Origin of the sequence: Streptomyces sp. 1331.2, from assembly GCF_900199205.1 — a bacterium.
GTDB lineage: Bacteria > Actinomycetota > Actinomycetes > Streptomycetales > Streptomycetaceae > Kitasatospora.
Genome location: NZ_OBMJ01000001.1, coordinates 6,935,148 through 6,951,093 on the forward strand (window position 1 = coordinate 6,935,148; position 15,946 = coordinate 6,951,093).

The following is a 15,946-nucleotide window of genomic DNA, read 5'->3' on the forward strand; positions in this document are numbered from 1 at the left end:
TCCCCCTGACTGTCCGTATGCTCCTGAACGCGCCTCGCACCGACCCACCCCAGGTTTTGTTGTCGCGTCAACTTCCTTACTGGAGGCTTACCTTGGTGTTCCGAAGCGAATTCCCGGACGTCCCCGTGGTCGACCTTCCGGTCCACGAGGCGGTGCTCGGCGCCGCGGCCCGCCACGGCGACCGACCGGCCCTGATCGACGGCCTCACCGGCGAGCAGGTCAGCTACGCGCAGCTCGCCGCCGGCGTCGAGCGGGTCGCCGCCGGGCTCGCCGAGTCAGGCGTGCGCCGGGGCGACGTCCTCGCCCTCTTCAGCCCCAACTCGATCGCCTACCCGATGGCGTACTACGGCGCCACCCGGGCCGGCGCCACCGTGACGACCGTCTCCTCGCTGGCCACGCCCACCGAACTGGCCGGCCAGCTGCGCGACAGCGGCGCCCGCCGGCTGATCACCGTCTCCCCGTTCCTGCCCGCCGCCCGCACCGCCGCCGACCTGCTCGCCGACCAGGGCCACCCGCTCACCGAGATCCTCGTCCTGGACGGCGCCGAGGGCCACCGCTCGCTCGCCGACCTGCTCGCCGCCCCCGGCCCCGCCCCCGAGGTGGCCATCGACCCCGGCGAGGACGTCGCCGTGCTGCCCTACTCCAGCGGCACCACCGGCCTGCCCAAGGGCGTGATGCTCACCCACCGCTCGATCGCCACCAACCTCGCCCAGGTCGACGCCCTCTACCGCCCCACCGAGGGCGAGCGGGTGCTCGCCGTCCTGCCGTTCTTCCACATCTACGGCCTGGCCGCGCTGCTCAACCAGCCGCTGCGCTGCGGTGCCACGGTGGTCGTGCTGCCCCGCTTCGACCTGGAGCAGTTCTGCCGCGCCGTCGAGGAGCACCGGGTGCAGGCCCTGTTCGTGGCCCCGCCGATCGCGCTCGCCCTGGCCAAGCACCCGGCCGTGGACCGCTTCGACCTCTCCTCCGTCAAGTACCTGCTGTGTGCGGCCGCCCCGCTGGACCACGCGCTCGCCGACGCCTGCGCCCGGCGCCTCGGCCTGCCGCACCTGCTCCAGGGCTACGGCATGACCGAGCTCTCCCCGGTCACCCACGTGGTCTCGCCGACGGACGACGCCCCCTCGCGCGGCTCGGTCGGCCGGATGGTCCCCTCCACCGAGCTGCGGATCGCCGCCCTGGACGGCTCCGGCGACGACCTCGGGCCCGGCGAGCGCGGTGAGCTGCTGATCCGCGGCCCCCAGGTGATGAAGGGCTACCTCGGCCGCCCCTCCGAGACCGCGGCCGTGATCGACGCCGAGGGCTGGCTGCACACCGGCGACGTCGGCTACGTGGACGAGCGCGGCTACCTGCACATCGTCGACCGGGTCAAGGAGCTGATCAAGTACAAGGGCTACCAGGTCGCCCCCGCCGAGCTGGAGGCCGTCCTGCTCGGGCACCCGCAGATCGCCGACGCCGCCGTGATCGGCGTGACCGACGCCGAGGGCGGCGAGTGTCCCAAGGCCTTCGTGGTCCGCGCCCCGGGCAGCGGGCTGACCGCCGAGGAGGTCACCGGGTACGTCGCCGGGCTGGTCGCCCCGTACAAGAAGGTCCGCGCGGTGGAGTTCGTCGACGCCGTCCCCAAGTCCGCGGCCGGCAAGATCCTCCGCCGCGAGCTGCGCGACCGCGAGGCCCTGCGCGCCACCGCCGACTGAGCGCGCACCCGCCTCTGAGTACGCATCCGAGCGGGCACGCCCCCGGCGGACGGCGGCCGGCGCCCGTCTGTGAGGATCGACCCGCCGCGGGGGACCGGCCCGCCGCGCCCGCACCGGAACAGGAGCCGCCCGCAGCCATGACCAGCCACCCCGCCGCCCGCACCCCCCGGCAGGACCGCAGCCGCGCGACCAGGGCCCGGCTGCTCGCGGCGGCCGTGGAGTGCCTGGCCGAACTCGGCTGGAACGGCTCCACCGTCACCGTGGTCGCCGAGCGCGCCGGCGTCTCCCGGGGCGCCGCCCAGCACCACTTCCCGACCCGCGAGGACCTGTTCACCGCGGCCGTCGAGCACGTCACCGCCGAGCGGCTGGCAGCCGTCCGCGCCCACGCGGACGAGCTGCCGGCCGCCGGCCCCGACCGCACCCGGGCCGTGGTCGACATGATCGTCCGCCTCTACACCGGCCCGCTGTTCCGCGCCGCTCTGCACCTGTGGACCGCCGCCGCCACCGAGGAGGGCCTGCGCGAGCGGATCGTCGCCCTGGAGGGCCACGTCGGCCGGGAGGCCCACCGGGCCGCCGTGGAGTTCCTGGACGCCGACGAGAGCCACCCGGGCGTGCGGGAATCCGTGCAGGCCACCCTGGACCTCGCCCGCGGACTCGGCCTGGCCAACCTGCTCACCGACGACAGCCTCCGACGATCCGGAGTGATCCGGCAGTGGGCGGGCGTTCTGGAGAGTACGCTGCGGCCGGTACGCCCATGACGCCCGTACACCCGGAGCGGCCGGACAAGCCCTGACCAAGGGGTCGCCCGGCGGCCGATGTCCGTGCAGTCTGGAGAAGAACCCCGGCCGGCACGGACCGCGAGGCCCACCCGGCCGGGCACGAGCCGAACCGGGGTGCTGCCTGATCATGCACGGACACGAGTGGGACGCGACCGACGCCGCCGGCCCGGCACCGGGCCGCCGCCCGGAAGGCGCGCGCCCCGAAGGCCACCGGCTCGTCCCGCTCGCGACGGCCCTGCTCCAGCACGACGGACTGATCCTGCACTGGAGCGAGGACGCCGAGGCCCTGCTCGGCTACACCACAGAGGAGGCCGTCGGCAGCTACGCCGCCCAGCTGCTCACCGACGGCGGCGACCGCACCGAGGTGCTCGGCCTCTTCGAACGGATCATGAGCGGCACCGGCTGGTCCGGCGTCTTCCCGGTCCGCCACCGCGACGGCCACACGGTCGACCTGGAGTTCCGCACCTACCCGATCGCCGGACCGGCCGGCACCCTGCTGCTGCTCGCCACCGCCTCCGACACCCGCGCCCTGCACGCCGTCGAGGCCGACCTGGCGGTGCTGGACGGCATCTTCGGCCGCTCGCCGATAGGCATGGCGGTCTACGACACCGACCTGCGCTACATCCGGATCAACGAGTCGCTCGCCCGGATGAACGGCGTTCCGGTCGCCGCCCACCTCGGCCGCCGGATATCCGCGGTACTGCCCGGCATCAACGGCACCGAGATCGAACAGACCATGAGACAGGTGCTGAAGACCGGCAAGCCGGTCGTGGACGCCCGCTCGCACGGCCGCGTCCCCGGCGACCCCAAGCGGGACCGCGCCTGGTCCGCCTCCTACTTCCGGCTGGAGGACTCCACCGGCCGGGTGTTCGGCGTCTGTTCCTCGATCATCGACGTCACCGAACGCGCCCAGGCCGAGGCCCGCGCCGCCCGGGCCCAGGAACGCCTCGCCACCATCGCCGAGGCCACGGCACGGATCGGCACCACCCTCGACCTCCAGCGCACCGCCGAGGAACTGATCGAGGCCGTCGTCCCCCGGTTCGCCGACTTCGCCACCGTCGACCTGCTGGAGCCGGTGCTGCGCGGCGCCGAACCCACCGCGATCCCCACCGACCGGCCCGTCACCCTGCGCGCCGTCGCCGTCGGGGAGTCCTACGAGTCCGGTCTCGCCCATGCCGTGGACGTGGTCGGCGAGACCTCCGAGTACGCCCCCGACCGCAGCTACACCCAGTGCCTGCGCAGCGGGAAGCCGCTGCTGCGGGCCCATGTGAACGAGGAGGTGCTGCGCGGACTGGTCTCCAGCGACGACCGGGTGGCCCCCGGGATGGCGGCGGGCATCCACTCCTACCTGATGGTGCCGATCACCGCCCGCGGCATGGTGCTCGGCGGTTCCGAGTTCATCAGGATGCGCAACCCCGAGCCGTTCACCGCCGCCGACGTCGCCCTCGCCGAGGAGCTGGTCGCCCGCACCGCGCTCGCCCTGGACAACGCCCGGCTCTACCGGCGCGAGCGGGAGACCGCCCTGACCCTGCAGCGCAGCCTGCTGCCGCAGGAGGTGCACCGCACCCTCGGCCTGGAGATCGCCTACCGCTACCTGCCCAGCAGCGTGGTCAGCGAGGTCGGCGGCGACTGGTTCGACGTGGTCCCGCTGTCCTGCGGGCGGGTCGCCCTGGTGGTCGGCGACGTGATGGGCCACGGCATCCGCGCCGCCGCCACGATGGGCCAGCTGCGCACCGTCGCCCGGACCCTCGCCACCCTCGACATGCCGCCCGAGCAGGTCCTCACCCGGCTGGACGAGACCGCCTCGGGAATCGGCGAGGGCCAGTTCGCCACCTGCATCTGCGCGGTCTACGACCCGCTGGAGCGCACCGTCCAGGTCGCCTCGGCCGGGCACCTGCCGCCGGTCCGGATCGCCCCCGACGGCAGCGCCGAGCGGGTCGACGTGCCGCCGGGGGTGCCGCTGGGCGTCGGCGGGGTCGCCTTCGAGTCGATCGAGTTCACCATCCCCGAGGGCGGCATGGTCGCGCTCTACACCGACGGCCTGGTCGAGCGGCGCGGCCAGGACCTGGACGCCGGGATCGACCTGCTCGCCCGCACCCTCGCCGGGCCCGGCCGGACCCTGGAGGAGAGCGCCGACGCCGTCCTCGCCGCGCTGGTCACCGACGGCACCGAGGACGACATCGCGATGATCATGGCGCGGGTGCTGCCGCTGCCCGCCGACCGGATCGCCGCCCTCCCGCTCAGCGGCGGCGGGCGGCTGCCCGGCCGGGCCCGCCGGTTCACCCGCGCCACCCTGGAGGCCTGGGGCCTGTCCGCGCTCACCGACTACGCCGAGCTGCTGGTCAGCGAGCTGGTCACGAACGCCCTGCTGCACGCCGACGCCCCGCGCCGACTGCGGCTGTTCCGCGACCGGGTGCTCACCGTCGAGGTCTCCGACGCCGGCGGCCAGACCCCGCAGCTGCGCCCGTTCGCCGAGCAGGACGAGGGCGGGCGCGGGATGTTCCTGGTCAGCGAGCTGGCCCAGCGCTGGGGCAGCCGGCTCACCCGGGACGGCAAGGTGGTCTGGGCCGAGCTGGAGCTGCCCTTCGGGGCGAAGTAGGCGAAGCACCGGCCGGAAACGCCGGAACGGCCGTTCTCCTCAGGAGAACGGCCGTTCCGGCATTTCCGGGCCGTAGGGCGGGCCCGGGAGCGGGTCACGCGTGGACCTGCTCCTGGGTCTGCTCCGCGGGCGCCGCGGCGGCCGCGGCGCCCGCGGCAGCCGCGTCCCGCCTGGACAGCCCGGACAGCCCGCGCAGCAGCCGCCAGGCCGTCAGCGCCGCGCCGACCAGCAGGACGGCGGCCAGCAGCCCGGCGGTGTTCATGCCGCTGACGAAGCCCTCCTTCGCGCTCGCCAGCAGCGGCTGCGCCACCTCCGACGGCAGCCCCTGCGCCGCCTCGACGGCCGAGCCCAGCGACTCGCCGGCCCGGGCGGCCACCGCCGGGTCCGTCCCGGCCGGGACGGCCAACCCGTTCGCGTAGATCGAGCCGACCACCGAACCGACCAGGGCGATGCCGAGCGCGGTGCCCAGCTCGTACGCCGTCTCCGAGACCGCCGAGGCGGCCCCGGCCTTCTCGGCCGGCGCGGCGCTCAGCACCAGGTCGGCGCCGAGCGTGTAGACCACGCCCTCGGCCGTCCCGACCAGCAGGAAGGAGGCGGCCAGCAGCAGGTAGGTGGTGTCCTGCTCCAGCCAGCCGAGCACGCCGATGCCCAGACCCATCGCCAGCAGACAGGCCGTCAGCGCCGTGCGGGCGCCGAAGCGCCGGGCCACCCGGGCGGTAAGCAGACCGCCGGCCACCGAGCCCGCGAAGGCGGGCAGCTCGGCCAGGCCCGCCTGGAGCGGCTGGTACCCGCGGACCAGCTGCAGGTACTGCGAGACCACGAAGATCACGCCGGAGAGGCCGACCAGGGAGACCAGCGAGGCCGAGACCGCCGCGGTGAACCGCCGGTCGCGGAACAGCCGGACGTCGAGCAGCGGGGTCTCCAGCCGCAGCTGGCGGCGGACGAAGACGGTCAGCGCGGCCGCGCCCAGCACGAAGGCGACCGGGACGTCCCAGCGGCCGACGCCGTGCGCGGCGGCCTCCTTCACCGCGTACACCGTGCCGATCACCCCGGCCATCGACAGGACGACGCTCAGCACGTCCCAGCGGCCCGGCTTCGGGTCCTTGGACTCCGGCAGCAGCCAGGCGCCGAGGACCAGCAGCAGGAGCAGCACCGGGATGTTCATCAGGAACACCGAACCCCACCAGAAGTGCTCCAGCAGCGCCCCGCCGACCACCGGCCCGAGCGCGGCGCCGGCGGTGGCGGCCGCACCCCAGATGCCGATCGCGGTGGCCCGCTCCCGGTCGTCCGGGAAGAGGCCGCGGATCAGCGACAGGGTGGACGGCATGATCGTCGCCCCGGCCACGCCGAGCAGCGCACGGGCCAGGATCAGCCAGCCCGGGCCCGGCGCGTAGGCGGCCAGCAGCGAGGCGGCGCCGAAGGCGGCCGAGCCGGCCAGCAGCAGCCGCTTGCGGCCTATTCGGTCGCTCAGCGCGCCCATGCTGACCAGCAGGCCGGCCAGCACGAAGGAGTAGGAGTCGCCGATCCAGAGCAACTGGGTGCCGCTGGGGCGCAGCGTCTCGCTGATCGACGGGATGGCGAGGGAGAGGACGGTCGCGTCGAGGGCGACCACGGTCACGGCCAGGACGAGGACGGCGAGGCCGGTCCAGCGCTGGCGGGCGGTCAGGGTGGTCATGGCGTATCGGTGTCCTGGCTGTGGGCCGAGGTGCTGTGGGCCGGGGGGAGGTCGGTGGCGGGGGCGGCGGCGTCCGGTCTGCGCAGGGCGCCGCCGAGGAAGAGCTCGGTGAGCGAGAAGGCGGCGTCGCGCGGGGCGAGCCGGCCGTCCTGGATCGACCAGCCGACGCCGGCGACGAGGTCGAAGAAGGCCTCGCTCAGCCAGGCGGCGCTCAGCTCGATGCGGAACGCGCCCTGCTGCTGGCCGCGCAGGAACAGCGCGTGCAGCCGGGCGATCTGGAGCTCCCAGAGGTCGTTGATGTCGTCGTTCTCGTAGAGCTGGTTCTCGCCGGCCAGGAAGGCGCAGAGCGCGGCGTCCGGGACGGCGGCGTCCACCAGGCGGCGCAGCGCGGCCTCCGCGTCGCCGTGCTCGACCCCGGCGGTGTCCAGCGCGGCGGCGAAGCGGCGCAGGCCGAGCATGCCGACCTCGCGGATCAGCGCCTCGCGGCCCGGGAAGAGCCGGTGCAGCGTGGCGCGGCTGATGCCGGCGGCGCGCGCGATCTCGTCCAGGTGCGCGGTCGGACGGCGGGAGAGCACGCCGACGGCGGCTTCGAGGACGGTGTCGCGGTCGGTGGCCATGAGCCGAGTTTAGCTCAGATGAGACATGGATGTCTCAGAATTATTTTCCGAGTCTCAGATGATGCAGCAGCCTTCGGAGATCGGGCAGCAAAAACCGGGGACGGCGGGTGCCGTCCCCGGTCGGGGTGCCGTGTGCCGCGGCCCGGCCGCGGGCCGGGCTCAGCTCTGGTTGTAGAAGCCGGTCTCGTCGAGCGGCCGGTCGATCACCATGACCTCGACGTCGGCCGGGGTGAGCAGGAAGACCCGGCGGGCGATCCGCTCGATGCCGCCCCGGGTGCCGAAGATCAGCCCGGAGGCGAAGTCGACCATGCGCTTGGCCTCGGCCTCCTCCATCTCCGTGAGGTCCATGACCACCGGGATGCTCGCCCGGATGTGCTCGCCGACCGTGCGGGCCGCCTCGAAGCCCGTCGGCCGCAGGGAGACGATCTTCGCGGGCGCGGCGACGGACGGAACCGTCTCCTGATCGACCCACTCGTCGTCGTACACCGCGGCCGGGTAGTTCCCCGAGGGCATCAGCCACCCGTTGTGGTGCTCGTCGCGAAGTGCTCCCATGCCGCGCCTCCCTGTCTCGTCCCGTCCTGGTCCCCCGGGGGTGCGTGTCGTTTTTGACACGTCATCCACTCGTCGGAACTGTCCGAGTATCGCACTGTTCACCGGTCCCGTGCCCGCTCGCGGCCCCCGTAGGAGTCGCGCCGCGCCGGAAACCCGGGCGGACCCAGGCAAAACCAGCAGACGCGGCTCGGCGCCGTACGGTTGCGCGCGTAGACCATATCGGTAGCGGCCACCGCACAATTGACCTTCTGTCAACGATGCGGAAACGATTTTGCCCGGCCGCTCACTCGCCGGTCGAGCCGTCCACCAACTCGCGCAGAAGATCGGCGTGGCCGTTGTGCCGCGCGTACTCCTCGACCATGTGGGCGAGGATCCAGCGGAGCGTCACTTCCCGGCCGCGGCGCGGCCGCTTGCCGACGGTGTCCAGCGGCAGACCGGCGGCCGCGCGGCGGGAGGCCTCGACCTCGGCGCGCCAGGTGGCGAAGTCGGTCGTGACGTCGGCGGTGTCGACGCCGTCGAAGTCGGCGTCCGGCTCGGCCTGGGTCCAGTAGTGGCCGGTGGCGATCTCCTCGCCGAGCAGGACGCCCTGGAACCAGTACCGCTCCACCTCGGCCATGTGCCGGACCAGGCCGAGCAGCGAGAGGCCGGACGGCGGGACGGAGCGCAGCCGCAGCTGGTCGTCGGTCAGCCCCGCGCACTTGAGCGCGAGGGTGCTGCGGTGGTAGTCGAGGAAGGCGGTGAGGGTGGCGGTCTCGTCGACGGCCATCGGCGGGTCCACCCGCGGGTCGAGTTCGGTCATGCGGGCCATCCTGGCCCCGGGGCGGGTACGGGCGCGATCGATTTCCGGGACCGGCCGTGTTCCGGGACCGGCCGTCCGGTCTCAGCCGGCCGCGGCCCGGCGGCGGTTCCTCGCCGTCCGCCAGAGGCCGACCACGGTGCCCACGCCGAGCAGGGCGATCACGCCGGCCGACAGCAGGAACGCCGCCGAGCCCGGGCGGTCCGCGCTGGCCGCCGCCGTGACGTACACGGCCGTGGTCGGCACCACGCCGATCGCGGTGGCGAGCAGGAAGGGCGTGAAGCGAACGCCGGAGAAGGCCGCGCCGTAGTTGGCCGCCTGGAACGGCATGCCGGGCAGCAGCCGCAGCACCAGCACGCTGCGGAAGCCCTGCTCGGTGAAGCGCCGGTCCAGGGCGCCCAGCACCTTGCCGCGCAGGTACGGGCGCAGCGCCTCCCGCCCCAGACCCCGGCCGAGCGCGAAGGCCAGCGCCGCCCCCAGCGTGGTGCCGAGGACGGCCAGTGCCACGCCCTGCTGGATGCCGAGCAGCAGCCCGGCCGCCGCGTTCAGGGCCGGCCGGGGCACGAAGGCGAGCGTGCCCACCGCGTACACCAGGGCGAACAGCGGTCCGAACCAGTACCCGGGCAGCCGGTTTGCGAGCCCTCCGGACAGCAGCTCGGTCGGGCTCCACAGCAGCAGCGAGCCGGCCGCCGCGCCGAGCAGGACGACCAGCAGCGCCAACCGCCACCAGGGCGAACGCGGCGCGGCGGACGGTGCGGGGGCGGCATCGGGCTCGGACACCGCCCGAGCGTAACCGGTGCGCCGGGGCGCCCCGCCGCCCGCCCCTGCACGGTCTGGACGGCCCGTCCGCTCAGCTGTACGGGTCGTTCTGCGGGTTGTCGTGCCGGAACCGGCCCTCGGGGGTGGGCGCGAGCAGGTGGGGGAGCGGGTTCGGCAGCTCGCCGAATTCCGCTGCGGTCACGTTCCCGCCGGCGGACTTCCCTTCGGAGGAGTTCTGCGCGGCGGAGTTCCGTCCGGTCGAGGTCCGTTCGGACAGGCGCAGCGCTCCGGCGCTCAGCACCAGGGCGAAGGCGAGGGCGGTGACCAGCCCGAAGGAGACGGTCAGCGAGGTGGCCTGGGCGAGGGTGCCGATGACCGCGGGGGCGACCAGGCCGGAGGTGTAGGTGACGGTGGCGACGCCCGCGATGGCCTGGCTGGCGTTGCCGCCGATCCGGCCGGCCGCGGCGAAGGCGAGCGGGACGATGACGGCGATGCCGATGCCGATCAGCGCGAAGCCGGGGATGGCGAGCGCCGGGCGGTCGGCGGCGACCACCAGCAGGCCGCCGGCGGTGGCGACGGCGCCGCCGATCCGAGTGGTGCGGACGGCGCCGAGGCGGCGGACCGCGGCGTCCCCGGCGAGGCGGCTGACCGCCATGGTGAGCGCGAAGGCGGTGTACGAGGCGGCGGCGACGGTGGCCGAGGAGCCGGTGACGTCCCGCAGGTAGACCCCGCTCCAGTCCATCGAGGCGCCCTCGGCGAAGACCGCGCAGAAGCCGACCAGGCCGATCATCAGCGAACTGCGCGGCGGCAGGGCGAAGCGCGGCGGCTCCTCCGCGCCCTCCGGCGGCCGCAGGTCCGGCAGGCCGCGGCAGACCGGCTGGGCGAGCGCGAGCAGGACCAGGGCGGTGACGGCCAGCTGGAGCCGGGCGTCGAGGTCCAGGTGGGCGGCGAGGATGCCGAAGCCGGAGGCGAGCAGGCCGCCGGCGCTCCACATCCCGTGCAGGCCGGACATGATCGAGCGGCCCAGCCGTTCCTCGATCTCCACGCCCTGCGCGTTCATCGCGACGTCCGCCATCCCGGCCGCGGCCCCGTACACGAGCAGTGCCGCGCAGAGGGTCGGCAGGGAGGGGGCGAGCGCGGGCAGGGCGAGCGCCAGGCACCAGAGCGAGATCAGCCCGCGCACGGCCGCCCGCCCGCCGTGGCGGTGGACGAGGCGGCCGGACAGCGGCATGGCGAGGGAGGAGCCGATGGCGGGCATGACCAGGGCCAGGCCGAGCTGGCCGGCGGAGAGGTCGAGGCGGTCCTGGATCCACGGGATACGGGTGACGAAGCTGCCGCTGACGGCGCCGTGCACGGCGAAGACCACGGCGATGCTCGCCCGGGCCCGGCGCGGGGCGGTCAGTGGTTCCGGCGGTGGTGCGGTGGTCCGGTTCATCGGCGTTCCCTCCCGGTCGCGCGGTGCGGGGCGCGACGGTGCCCTGTGGATGGCCCTGCTGGCAGTCAAGCGCAGCCGTCCGTGGGCTGCGCGGTCTCGTCCGGGGTGCACGGCCGGACGGTTCGATAAACTATCAGGAAGGGACCCTGATAGAAACAGGGCGGCCGGAATGGAAGGATGAGCGGCCATGACCACCGCGCGTACGGCCACGCCGAGCACCGCCCGGGCGATCAACGACCGGTTGGCGCTCAACCTCCTGCTCGAACAGGGCCCCCTGACCGCGACCGAGCTGCGCGACCTCACCGGCCTGTCCCGGCCGACCGTCGCCGACCTGCTCGAACGCCTCCAGCGCACCGGCCTGGTGGCCGTCGTCGGCGAACGCGGCGAACAGCGGCGCGGCCCCAACGCCCGGCTCTACGCCCTCGTCGCCTCCCGCGCGCACATCGCCGCCTTCGACGTCCGCTCCGGCGGCGTCAGCCTGGTCGTCGCCGACCTGGCCGGACGCACCCTCGCCACCGCCGAGGTCCCGGTCGAGGGCGACGGCGCCCCCGGGACCGCCGCGGAGCTCACCGCCACCCTCCTGCGGACCGCGCGCGGCGCCGGGGTCGAACGGCTGCACACCGTCGCGGTCGGCGCCCCCGGACTGGTCGACCCGGCCACCGGACGGCTGCAGAGCACCGGCAACCTCCCCGCCTGGCACGCCGAACTCCTCGCCGAACTGCGCGGGCTGCCCGGCACCGAGGTGATCCTGGAGAACGAGGTCAACCTCGCCGGACGGGCCGAGCACCGGGTCGGCGCCGCCCGCGACCGCGACACCTTCGTGCTGATGTGGCTCGGCCACAGCGTCGGCGCCGCCGTCATCCTGGACGGGCGGCTGCGCCGCGGCTTCTCCGGCGGCACCGGCGAGATCTGCTTCCTGCCCGTCCCCGGCACCGTCGGCCTGCCCAGCGCCGACAGCTGCGAGGGCGGCTTCCACGGCCTGGTCGGCAGCGCGGCGATCTGCGCACTGGCCCGTGCCCACGGGCTGCCCGCCGACCCGGCCGGCGACGCCCTCGCCGCCGAGGCCGTCGTCCGCGCGGCGCCGCAGGCCGGCGAGGCGGGCGGGCGCTTCCTGGACGAGCTGGCCGAGCGGATCGCCATCGGCGCGGCCGGCGTCTGCGTGGTGCTCGACCCCGGCTGCGTGGTGCTCGGCGGCGAGATCGGCCGGGCCGGCGGCGCCGAACTGGCCGGCCGGGTCGAACGGCGGCTGTCCCGGCTCTCCCCGCTGAGCACCGAGGTGCGGGCCGGTACGGCCGGCGGCGGCGCGGTCCTCGCCGGGGCGGTGCTGACCGCCGGGGACGCGGTGCGGCGCGACCTCTTCGGCGAGTTCTAGCAGCTTTCGTTCTCCCTGCTTTTCCCCCGCCGTCCCCGGTACGGCAGGATGGCGGCCGGGGACGCGCACCACCGAGACCGAAGTCCCTCGAACCACCGTCAGGAGTCGCCCATGGACCGGCCCGAGGCGCCCGCCAACCCGTACCGCATCGGCGAGGCCGCGGCGCTGCTCGGCGTCAGTGCCGACACCATGCGGCGCTGGGTGGACGCCGGGCGGGTCGCCGCGGCGCGGGATGAGCACGGCCACCGGATCATCCCCGGTGCCGAGCTCGCCGCCTTCGCCCGGGAGCTGGCCCGGCCGGAGAACGCCGAGGCCGAGGGCCGCCCGTCCTCGGCGCGCAACCGCTTCCCGGGCATCGTCACCCACGTGGTGCTCGGCGACGTGGCCGCCCAGGTGGAGATCCAGGCCGGGCCGTTCCGGGTGGTGTCGCTGATCAGCCGGGAGTCCGCGGAGGAGCTGAACCTGGTCCCCGGTGCACCCGCCACCGCGGTCATCAAATCCACCAACGTGATGATCGAACGGCGCTGACGCCCCACCGACGAGTCCGGAACCGACAGTCCCGGAACCGAACGAGACCCGGGCCCGACGAGTCCCGGAACCGAACGAGAGGCCCGGACGATCCGATGAGCACCGACCGCAGCCCCCGCGTACTGGCCGTCGCCCACCGGGGCGACCCGTACCGCCACCGCGAGAACACCCTGGCCTCCATCGAGTCCGCGCTCGCCGCCGGCGCCGACGCCGTCGAGGTGGACGTCCAGCTCACCCGCGACCAGGTGCCCGTCCTGCTGCACGACCGCACCCTGGAACGGCTCTGGGGAGACCCGCGCAGCATCGACCGGGTCACCGCCGAACAGCTCGACGAACTCCGGCAGGGCCCGCTCGCCGTCCCCACCCTCGCCGAGGCGATCAAGGCCGTGACCGCCGTCCAAGGCCGCCGGCTGCTGATCGACCTGGACGAACCCGGGCCCGCCGCCGCCACCTGGGACGCCGTCACCGGGCTCGGCGCCGAGGCACAGGTCGCCTTCTGCGGCCCGGTCACCGCCATGCTCGCCGTACGCGAGCTGACCCCCGACGCCGAGATCGCCCTCACCTGGAAGCAGCCCAGGCTGCCCGTCCGCGCCCTGCTGGACGACCTGCGCCCGCGCTACCTCAACCCGCCCTTCGGGCTCGTCACCCCCGAGTTCGCTGCGGCCGCCGCGGACGCCGGGCTCGCGGTCTCCACCTGGACCGCCGACCTGCGCCGCACCATGCGCCGGCTGCGGGACACCGGCGTCGCCTCCATCACCACCAACCGGATCGGCGTCCTGCGCTCGGTGCTGGACGGCCGCCGGTGACCGAGCCCGTGCTGGGAGGGCGGGCGCTCGGACGGGCCCTGCTGGCCCGCCAGCACCTGCTCGCCCGTACCCGCCTGGCACCCGCCGCACTGATCCACCACCTCGGCGGACTCCAGGCCCAGGCCGCACCCCAGCCGCCCTACCTCGGGCTGCTCGCCCGCCTCGACGGTTTCACCCCCGACCGGCTGAGCACCCTCATCGAGCAGCGGGCGGCGGTCCGGATCGCCCTCCAGCGCGGCACCATCCACCTCGTCACCGCCGAGGACTGCCTGACGCTGCGCCCGCTGCTCCAGCCCGTACTCGACCAGGCGCTGCGCACCACCTACGGCAAGCGGCTCGCCGGGCTCGACCTCGACGCGCTGGCCACCGAGGCCCGCGCCCTGGTCGAGGCGGAGCCGCGCAGCTTCCAGCAGCTCGGCGCGCTGCTCGCGGCGACCCGCCCGGAACGGGACCCGGCCGCGCTCGCCCAGGCCGCCCGCTGCCTCCTGCCGCTGGTGCAGGTGCCGCCGCGCGGACTGTGGGGGCGCGGCGGTCCGGCCGCGCACACCACCGCCGAGGCCTGGCTCGGCCGCCCGCTCGACCCGGCGCCCTCGCCGGACGACCTCGTCCTGCGCTACCTCGCCGCCTTCGGGCCGGCCACCGTCGCCGACCTGCAGAAATGGTGCGGGCTCAGCCGGCTCGCTCCGGTGGTCGGGCGGCTCGCGCCACAGCTGCTGACCTTCCGTGACGAGCAGGGCCGGCTGCTGTACGACCTGCCGGAGGCACCCCGTCCGGACGAGGCCACCCCGGCGCCGGTGCGGCTGGTCGCGCCGTTCGACAACCTGCTGCTCTCGCACGCGGACCGCACCCGGGTGCTGCCCGAGGAGTACCGGGGGCGGGTCATGACCCAGAACGGGATCGTGCTCGGGACGCTGCTGGTGGACGGGCTGGTCGCCGGCTCCTGGCAGCTGACGGGGGAGCAGGACGTCCTGGTCCGGCCGTTCGCGCCGCTGCGGCGGGCCGACCGGCAGGCGGCGGAGGCCGAGGCGGAGCGGGTGCGGGCCTTCGCGGGCGGCGGCGGGACCGTACGGATCGAGGCCGGCGAGTAGGCCGCCGTCAAGCAGGCGAAGCAGGCCGGGCAGGTGCAGTAGGCCGTTCGGGTGCTTGGCGGTGGCTCGACGGGCGCGTCGCGGAGCGCTCTGCTGAGCTGGGTCGGTTCGGACCAGACGACCCCCGGCGGAGGTGACCGTGTCGGTGGAGCGCCCGCCCGGTGGACAGCCCGACCAGCGCAGGCCGTACCTGATGCTGCCGCCCGCACTGCGCCAGGCGGCCGCCTGGTCGGCGGCGGTGATCGTGCTGATCGCCGTCGCCTCGCTGGTGGTCTTCGCGCTGGTCGAGTTGCGGGCGGCGACGGTGCCGCTGGTCCTCGCACTGCTCGGCGCCTCGCTGCTGTACCCGGTGGTGCCCTGGCTGGTGCGGCGGGGCGTGAGCCGCAGCCTGGCGGCCGGGCTGACCTGCGCGGTGCTGGTGGTCGCGGTCGGCGGGGTGATCGCCCTGCTGGTCAACTCCCTGGTGCACAGCGCCCCGCAGATCGCCACCTCGCTCCAGGAGTCCGGTCAGCGGCTGTCCGCGTGGCTGGGGCCGGTCGGGGCGAAGATCCGGCACGGCCTGGACAACGCCAAGGGCGAGACCAACTCGCTGGTCTCCACCCTGACGAACGGCGTGCTGTCCGGGCTCGGCCTGCTCACCCAGCTGGTCACCGGCGGGGTGCTGGCCCTCGCCCTGGTGTTCTTCTTCCTCCGGGACGGCCACCGCACCGGCGACGCCATCCGCTCCTACCTGCCCGGCCGCAGCGCCGAGACCGTCATCGCCTGCGCCGAGCGCGCCTTCGAGGCGATGGCCGGCTTCATGCGCGGCACCACCCTGATCGCCCTGATCGACGCGGGCTTCATCACCATCGGCCTGGTCGCGCTGGGTGTCCCCGGCGCCCCGGGGCTGGGTGCGCTGGTCTTCATGGGGGCGTACATCCCGTTCGTCGGGGCCTTCCTGTCCGGCACGGCGGCGGTGCTGGTGGCGCTGGCCGACGGCGGGCTCGGCACCGCCCTGTGGGTGCTCGGGGTGGTGCTCACGGTGCAGATGATCGAGGGGAACGTCCTGCAGCCGGTCATCCAGAGCCGCACGGTCGAGCTGCACCCGGCCACCGTCATGGTCGCGGTGGTCGCGGGCTCCGGCATCGCCGGCATGATCGGCGCCCTGCTGGCCGTCCCGGTCTGCGCGGCGGGCATGGGCGTGGTCTCGGTGCTGCGGGGGCGGGCGGGCGCGCGCGGGTAAGGCGGTTGCCCTCGGTGCGGCCGGCAT

The 15,946-nt window shown here is 74.8% G+C and carries 14 protein-coding genes; 8 read left to right on the forward strand and 6 right to left on the reverse strand.

Annotation, left to right across the window (positions count from 1 at the left end):
- The first annotated feature begins 92 nt into the window (after positions 1 to 92).
- The 3 genes from CRP52_RS30055 to CRP52_RS30065 all read left to right on the forward strand — a co-directional run bounded on the left by CRP52_RS30055 (position 93) and on the right by CRP52_RS30065 (position 5,069).
- Positions 93 to 1,691 (forward strand): 4-coumarate--CoA ligase family protein, encoded by a 1,599-nt coding sequence (locus CRP52_RS30055; RefSeq protein WP_179852967.1) that lies wholly within the window; start codon positions 93 to 95, stop codon positions 1,689 to 1,691.
- Positions 1,692 to 1,828: 137 nt separating this feature from the next.
- Entirely contained in the window at positions 1,829 to 2,449 is a 621-nt protein-coding gene (locus CRP52_RS30060; protein WP_097239256.1) for a TetR/AcrR family transcriptional regulator, read from the forward strand.
- Positions 2,450 to 2,597: 148 nt separating this feature from the next.
- Positions 2,598 to 5,069, forward strand: coding sequence for a SpoIIE family protein phosphatase (locus CRP52_RS30065; RefSeq protein WP_097239257.1), 2,472 nt, complete (start codon positions 2,598 to 2,600; stop codon positions 5,067 to 5,069).
- A 94-nt stretch (positions 5,070 to 5,163) separates the two neighbouring features.
- Here CRP52_RS30065 and CRP52_RS30070 read toward each other — a convergent pair whose 3' ends face one another.
- The 6 genes from CRP52_RS30070 to CRP52_RS30095 all read right to left on the reverse strand — a co-directional run bounded on the left by CRP52_RS30070 (position 5,164) and on the right by CRP52_RS30095 (position 10,903).
- A complete protein-coding gene (locus CRP52_RS30070) occupies positions 5,164 to 6,744 on the reverse strand; it encodes an MFS transporter (protein ID WP_097239258.1) in 1,581 nt (526 codons plus the stop codon).
- On the reverse strand, positions 6,741 to 7,361 hold the full coding sequence (locus tag CRP52_RS30075; RefSeq protein WP_097239259.1) for a TetR/AcrR family transcriptional regulator: 621 nt from the start codon (positions 7,359 to 7,361) through the stop codon (positions 6,741 to 6,743). Before CRP52_RS30075 ends, CRP52_RS30070 begins: the two co-directional genes overlap by 4 nt.
- Positions 7,362 to 7,520: 159 nt before the next feature.
- The gene (locus CRP52_RS30080; protein ID WP_097239260.1) at positions 7,521 to 7,913 is read right to left on the reverse strand and encodes a cell division protein SepF; all 393 of its coding nucleotides are present in this window, start codon (positions 7,911 to 7,913) and stop codon (positions 7,521 to 7,523) included.
- Positions 7,914 to 8,196: 283 nt separating this feature from the next.
- The gene (locus CRP52_RS30085; RefSeq protein ID WP_097239261.1) at positions 8,197 to 8,712 is read right to left on the reverse strand and encodes a DinB family protein; all 516 of its coding nucleotides are present in this window, start codon (positions 8,710 to 8,712) and stop codon (positions 8,197 to 8,199) included.
- 81 nt (positions 8,713 to 8,793) lie between these two features.
- Positions 8,794 to 9,489, reverse strand: a complete 696-nt coding sequence (locus tag CRP52_RS30090) for a TVP38/TMEM64 family protein (protein ID WP_097239262.1) — start codon at positions 9,487 to 9,489, stop codon at positions 8,794 to 8,796.
- A 70-nt stretch (positions 9,490 to 9,559) separates the two neighbouring features.
- Positions 9,560 to 10,903: an MFS transporter gene (locus tag CRP52_RS30095; protein WP_097239263.1), complete on the reverse strand. Its 1,344-nt coding sequence runs from the start codon at positions 10,901 to 10,903 to the stop codon at positions 9,560 to 9,562.
- Positions 10,904 to 11,090: 187 nt separating this feature from the next.
- Here CRP52_RS30095 and CRP52_RS30100 point away from each other — a divergent pair, with 187 nt between their 5' ends.
- From CRP52_RS30100 to CRP52_RS30120, 5 genes are all read left to right on the forward strand, one after another.
- The gene (locus CRP52_RS30100; protein ID WP_097239264.1) at positions 11,091 to 12,275 is read left to right on the forward strand and encodes an ROK family transcriptional regulator; all 1,185 of its coding nucleotides are present in this window, start codon (positions 11,091 to 11,093) and stop codon (positions 12,273 to 12,275) included.
- Between the two features lie 111 nt (positions 12,276 to 12,386).
- Positions 12,387 to 12,803: a TOBE domain-containing protein gene (locus tag CRP52_RS30105; RefSeq protein ID WP_179852968.1), complete on the forward strand. Its 417-nt coding sequence runs from the start codon at positions 12,387 to 12,389 to the stop codon at positions 12,801 to 12,803.
- 95 nt (positions 12,804 to 12,898) lie between these two features.
- A complete protein-coding gene (locus tag CRP52_RS30110) occupies positions 12,899 to 13,609 on the forward strand; it encodes a glycerophosphodiester phosphodiesterase (RefSeq protein ID WP_097239265.1) in 711 nt (236 codons plus the stop codon).
- Complete coding sequence (locus CRP52_RS30115; protein WP_097239266.1) at positions 13,606 to 14,697, forward strand: winged helix DNA-binding domain-containing protein; 1,092 nt, start codon at positions 13,606 to 13,608, stop codon at positions 14,695 to 14,697. The genes CRP52_RS30110 and CRP52_RS30115 overlap by 4 nt, the downstream gene beginning before the upstream one ends.
- Before the next feature lie 139 nt (positions 14,698 to 14,836).
- Positions 14,837 to 15,919, forward strand: coding sequence for an AI-2E family transporter (locus tag CRP52_RS30120; protein WP_257032924.1), 1,083 nt, complete (start codon positions 14,837 to 14,839; stop codon positions 15,917 to 15,919).
- Positions 15,920 to 15,946: the final 27 nt, after the last annotated feature.

Coding starts and splice junctions, on each gene's coding strand:
- CRP52_RS30110 (WP_097239265.1), top strand. CDS start 12,899: ATGAGCACCGACCGCAGCCCCCGCGTACTGGCCGTCGCCCACCGGGGC.
- CRP52_RS30085 (WP_097239261.1), bottom strand. CDS start 8,712: ATGACCGAACTCGACCCGCGGGTGGACCCGCCGATGGCCGTCGACGAG.
- CRP52_RS30080 (WP_097239260.1), bottom strand. CDS start 7,913: ATGGGAGCACTTCGCGACGAGCACCACAACGGGTGGCTGATGCCCTCG.
- CRP52_RS30075 (WP_097239259.1), bottom strand. CDS start 7,361: ATGGCCACCGACCGCGACACCGTCCTCGAAGCCGCCGTCGGCGTGCTC.
- CRP52_RS30065 (WP_097239257.1), top strand. CDS start 2,598: ATGCACGGACACGAGTGGGACGCGACCGACGCCGCCGGCCCGGCACCG.
- CRP52_RS30100 (WP_097239264.1), top strand. CDS start 11,091: ATGACCACCGCGCGTACGGCCACGCCGAGCACCGCCCGGGCGATCAAC.
- CRP52_RS30105 (WP_179852968.1), top strand. CDS start 12,387: ATGGACCGGCCCGAGGCGCCCGCCAACCCGTACCGCATCGGCGAGGCC.
- CRP52_RS30060 (WP_097239256.1), top strand. CDS start 1,829: ATGACCAGCCACCCCGCCGCCCGCACCCCCCGGCAGGACCGCAGCCGC.
- CRP52_RS30095 (WP_097239263.1), bottom strand. CDS start 10,903: ATGAACCGGACCACCGCACCACCGCCGGAACCACTGACCGCCCCGCGC.
- CRP52_RS30070 (WP_097239258.1), bottom strand. CDS start 6,744: ATGACCACCCTGACCGCCCGCCAGCGCTGGACCGGCCTCGCCGTCCTC.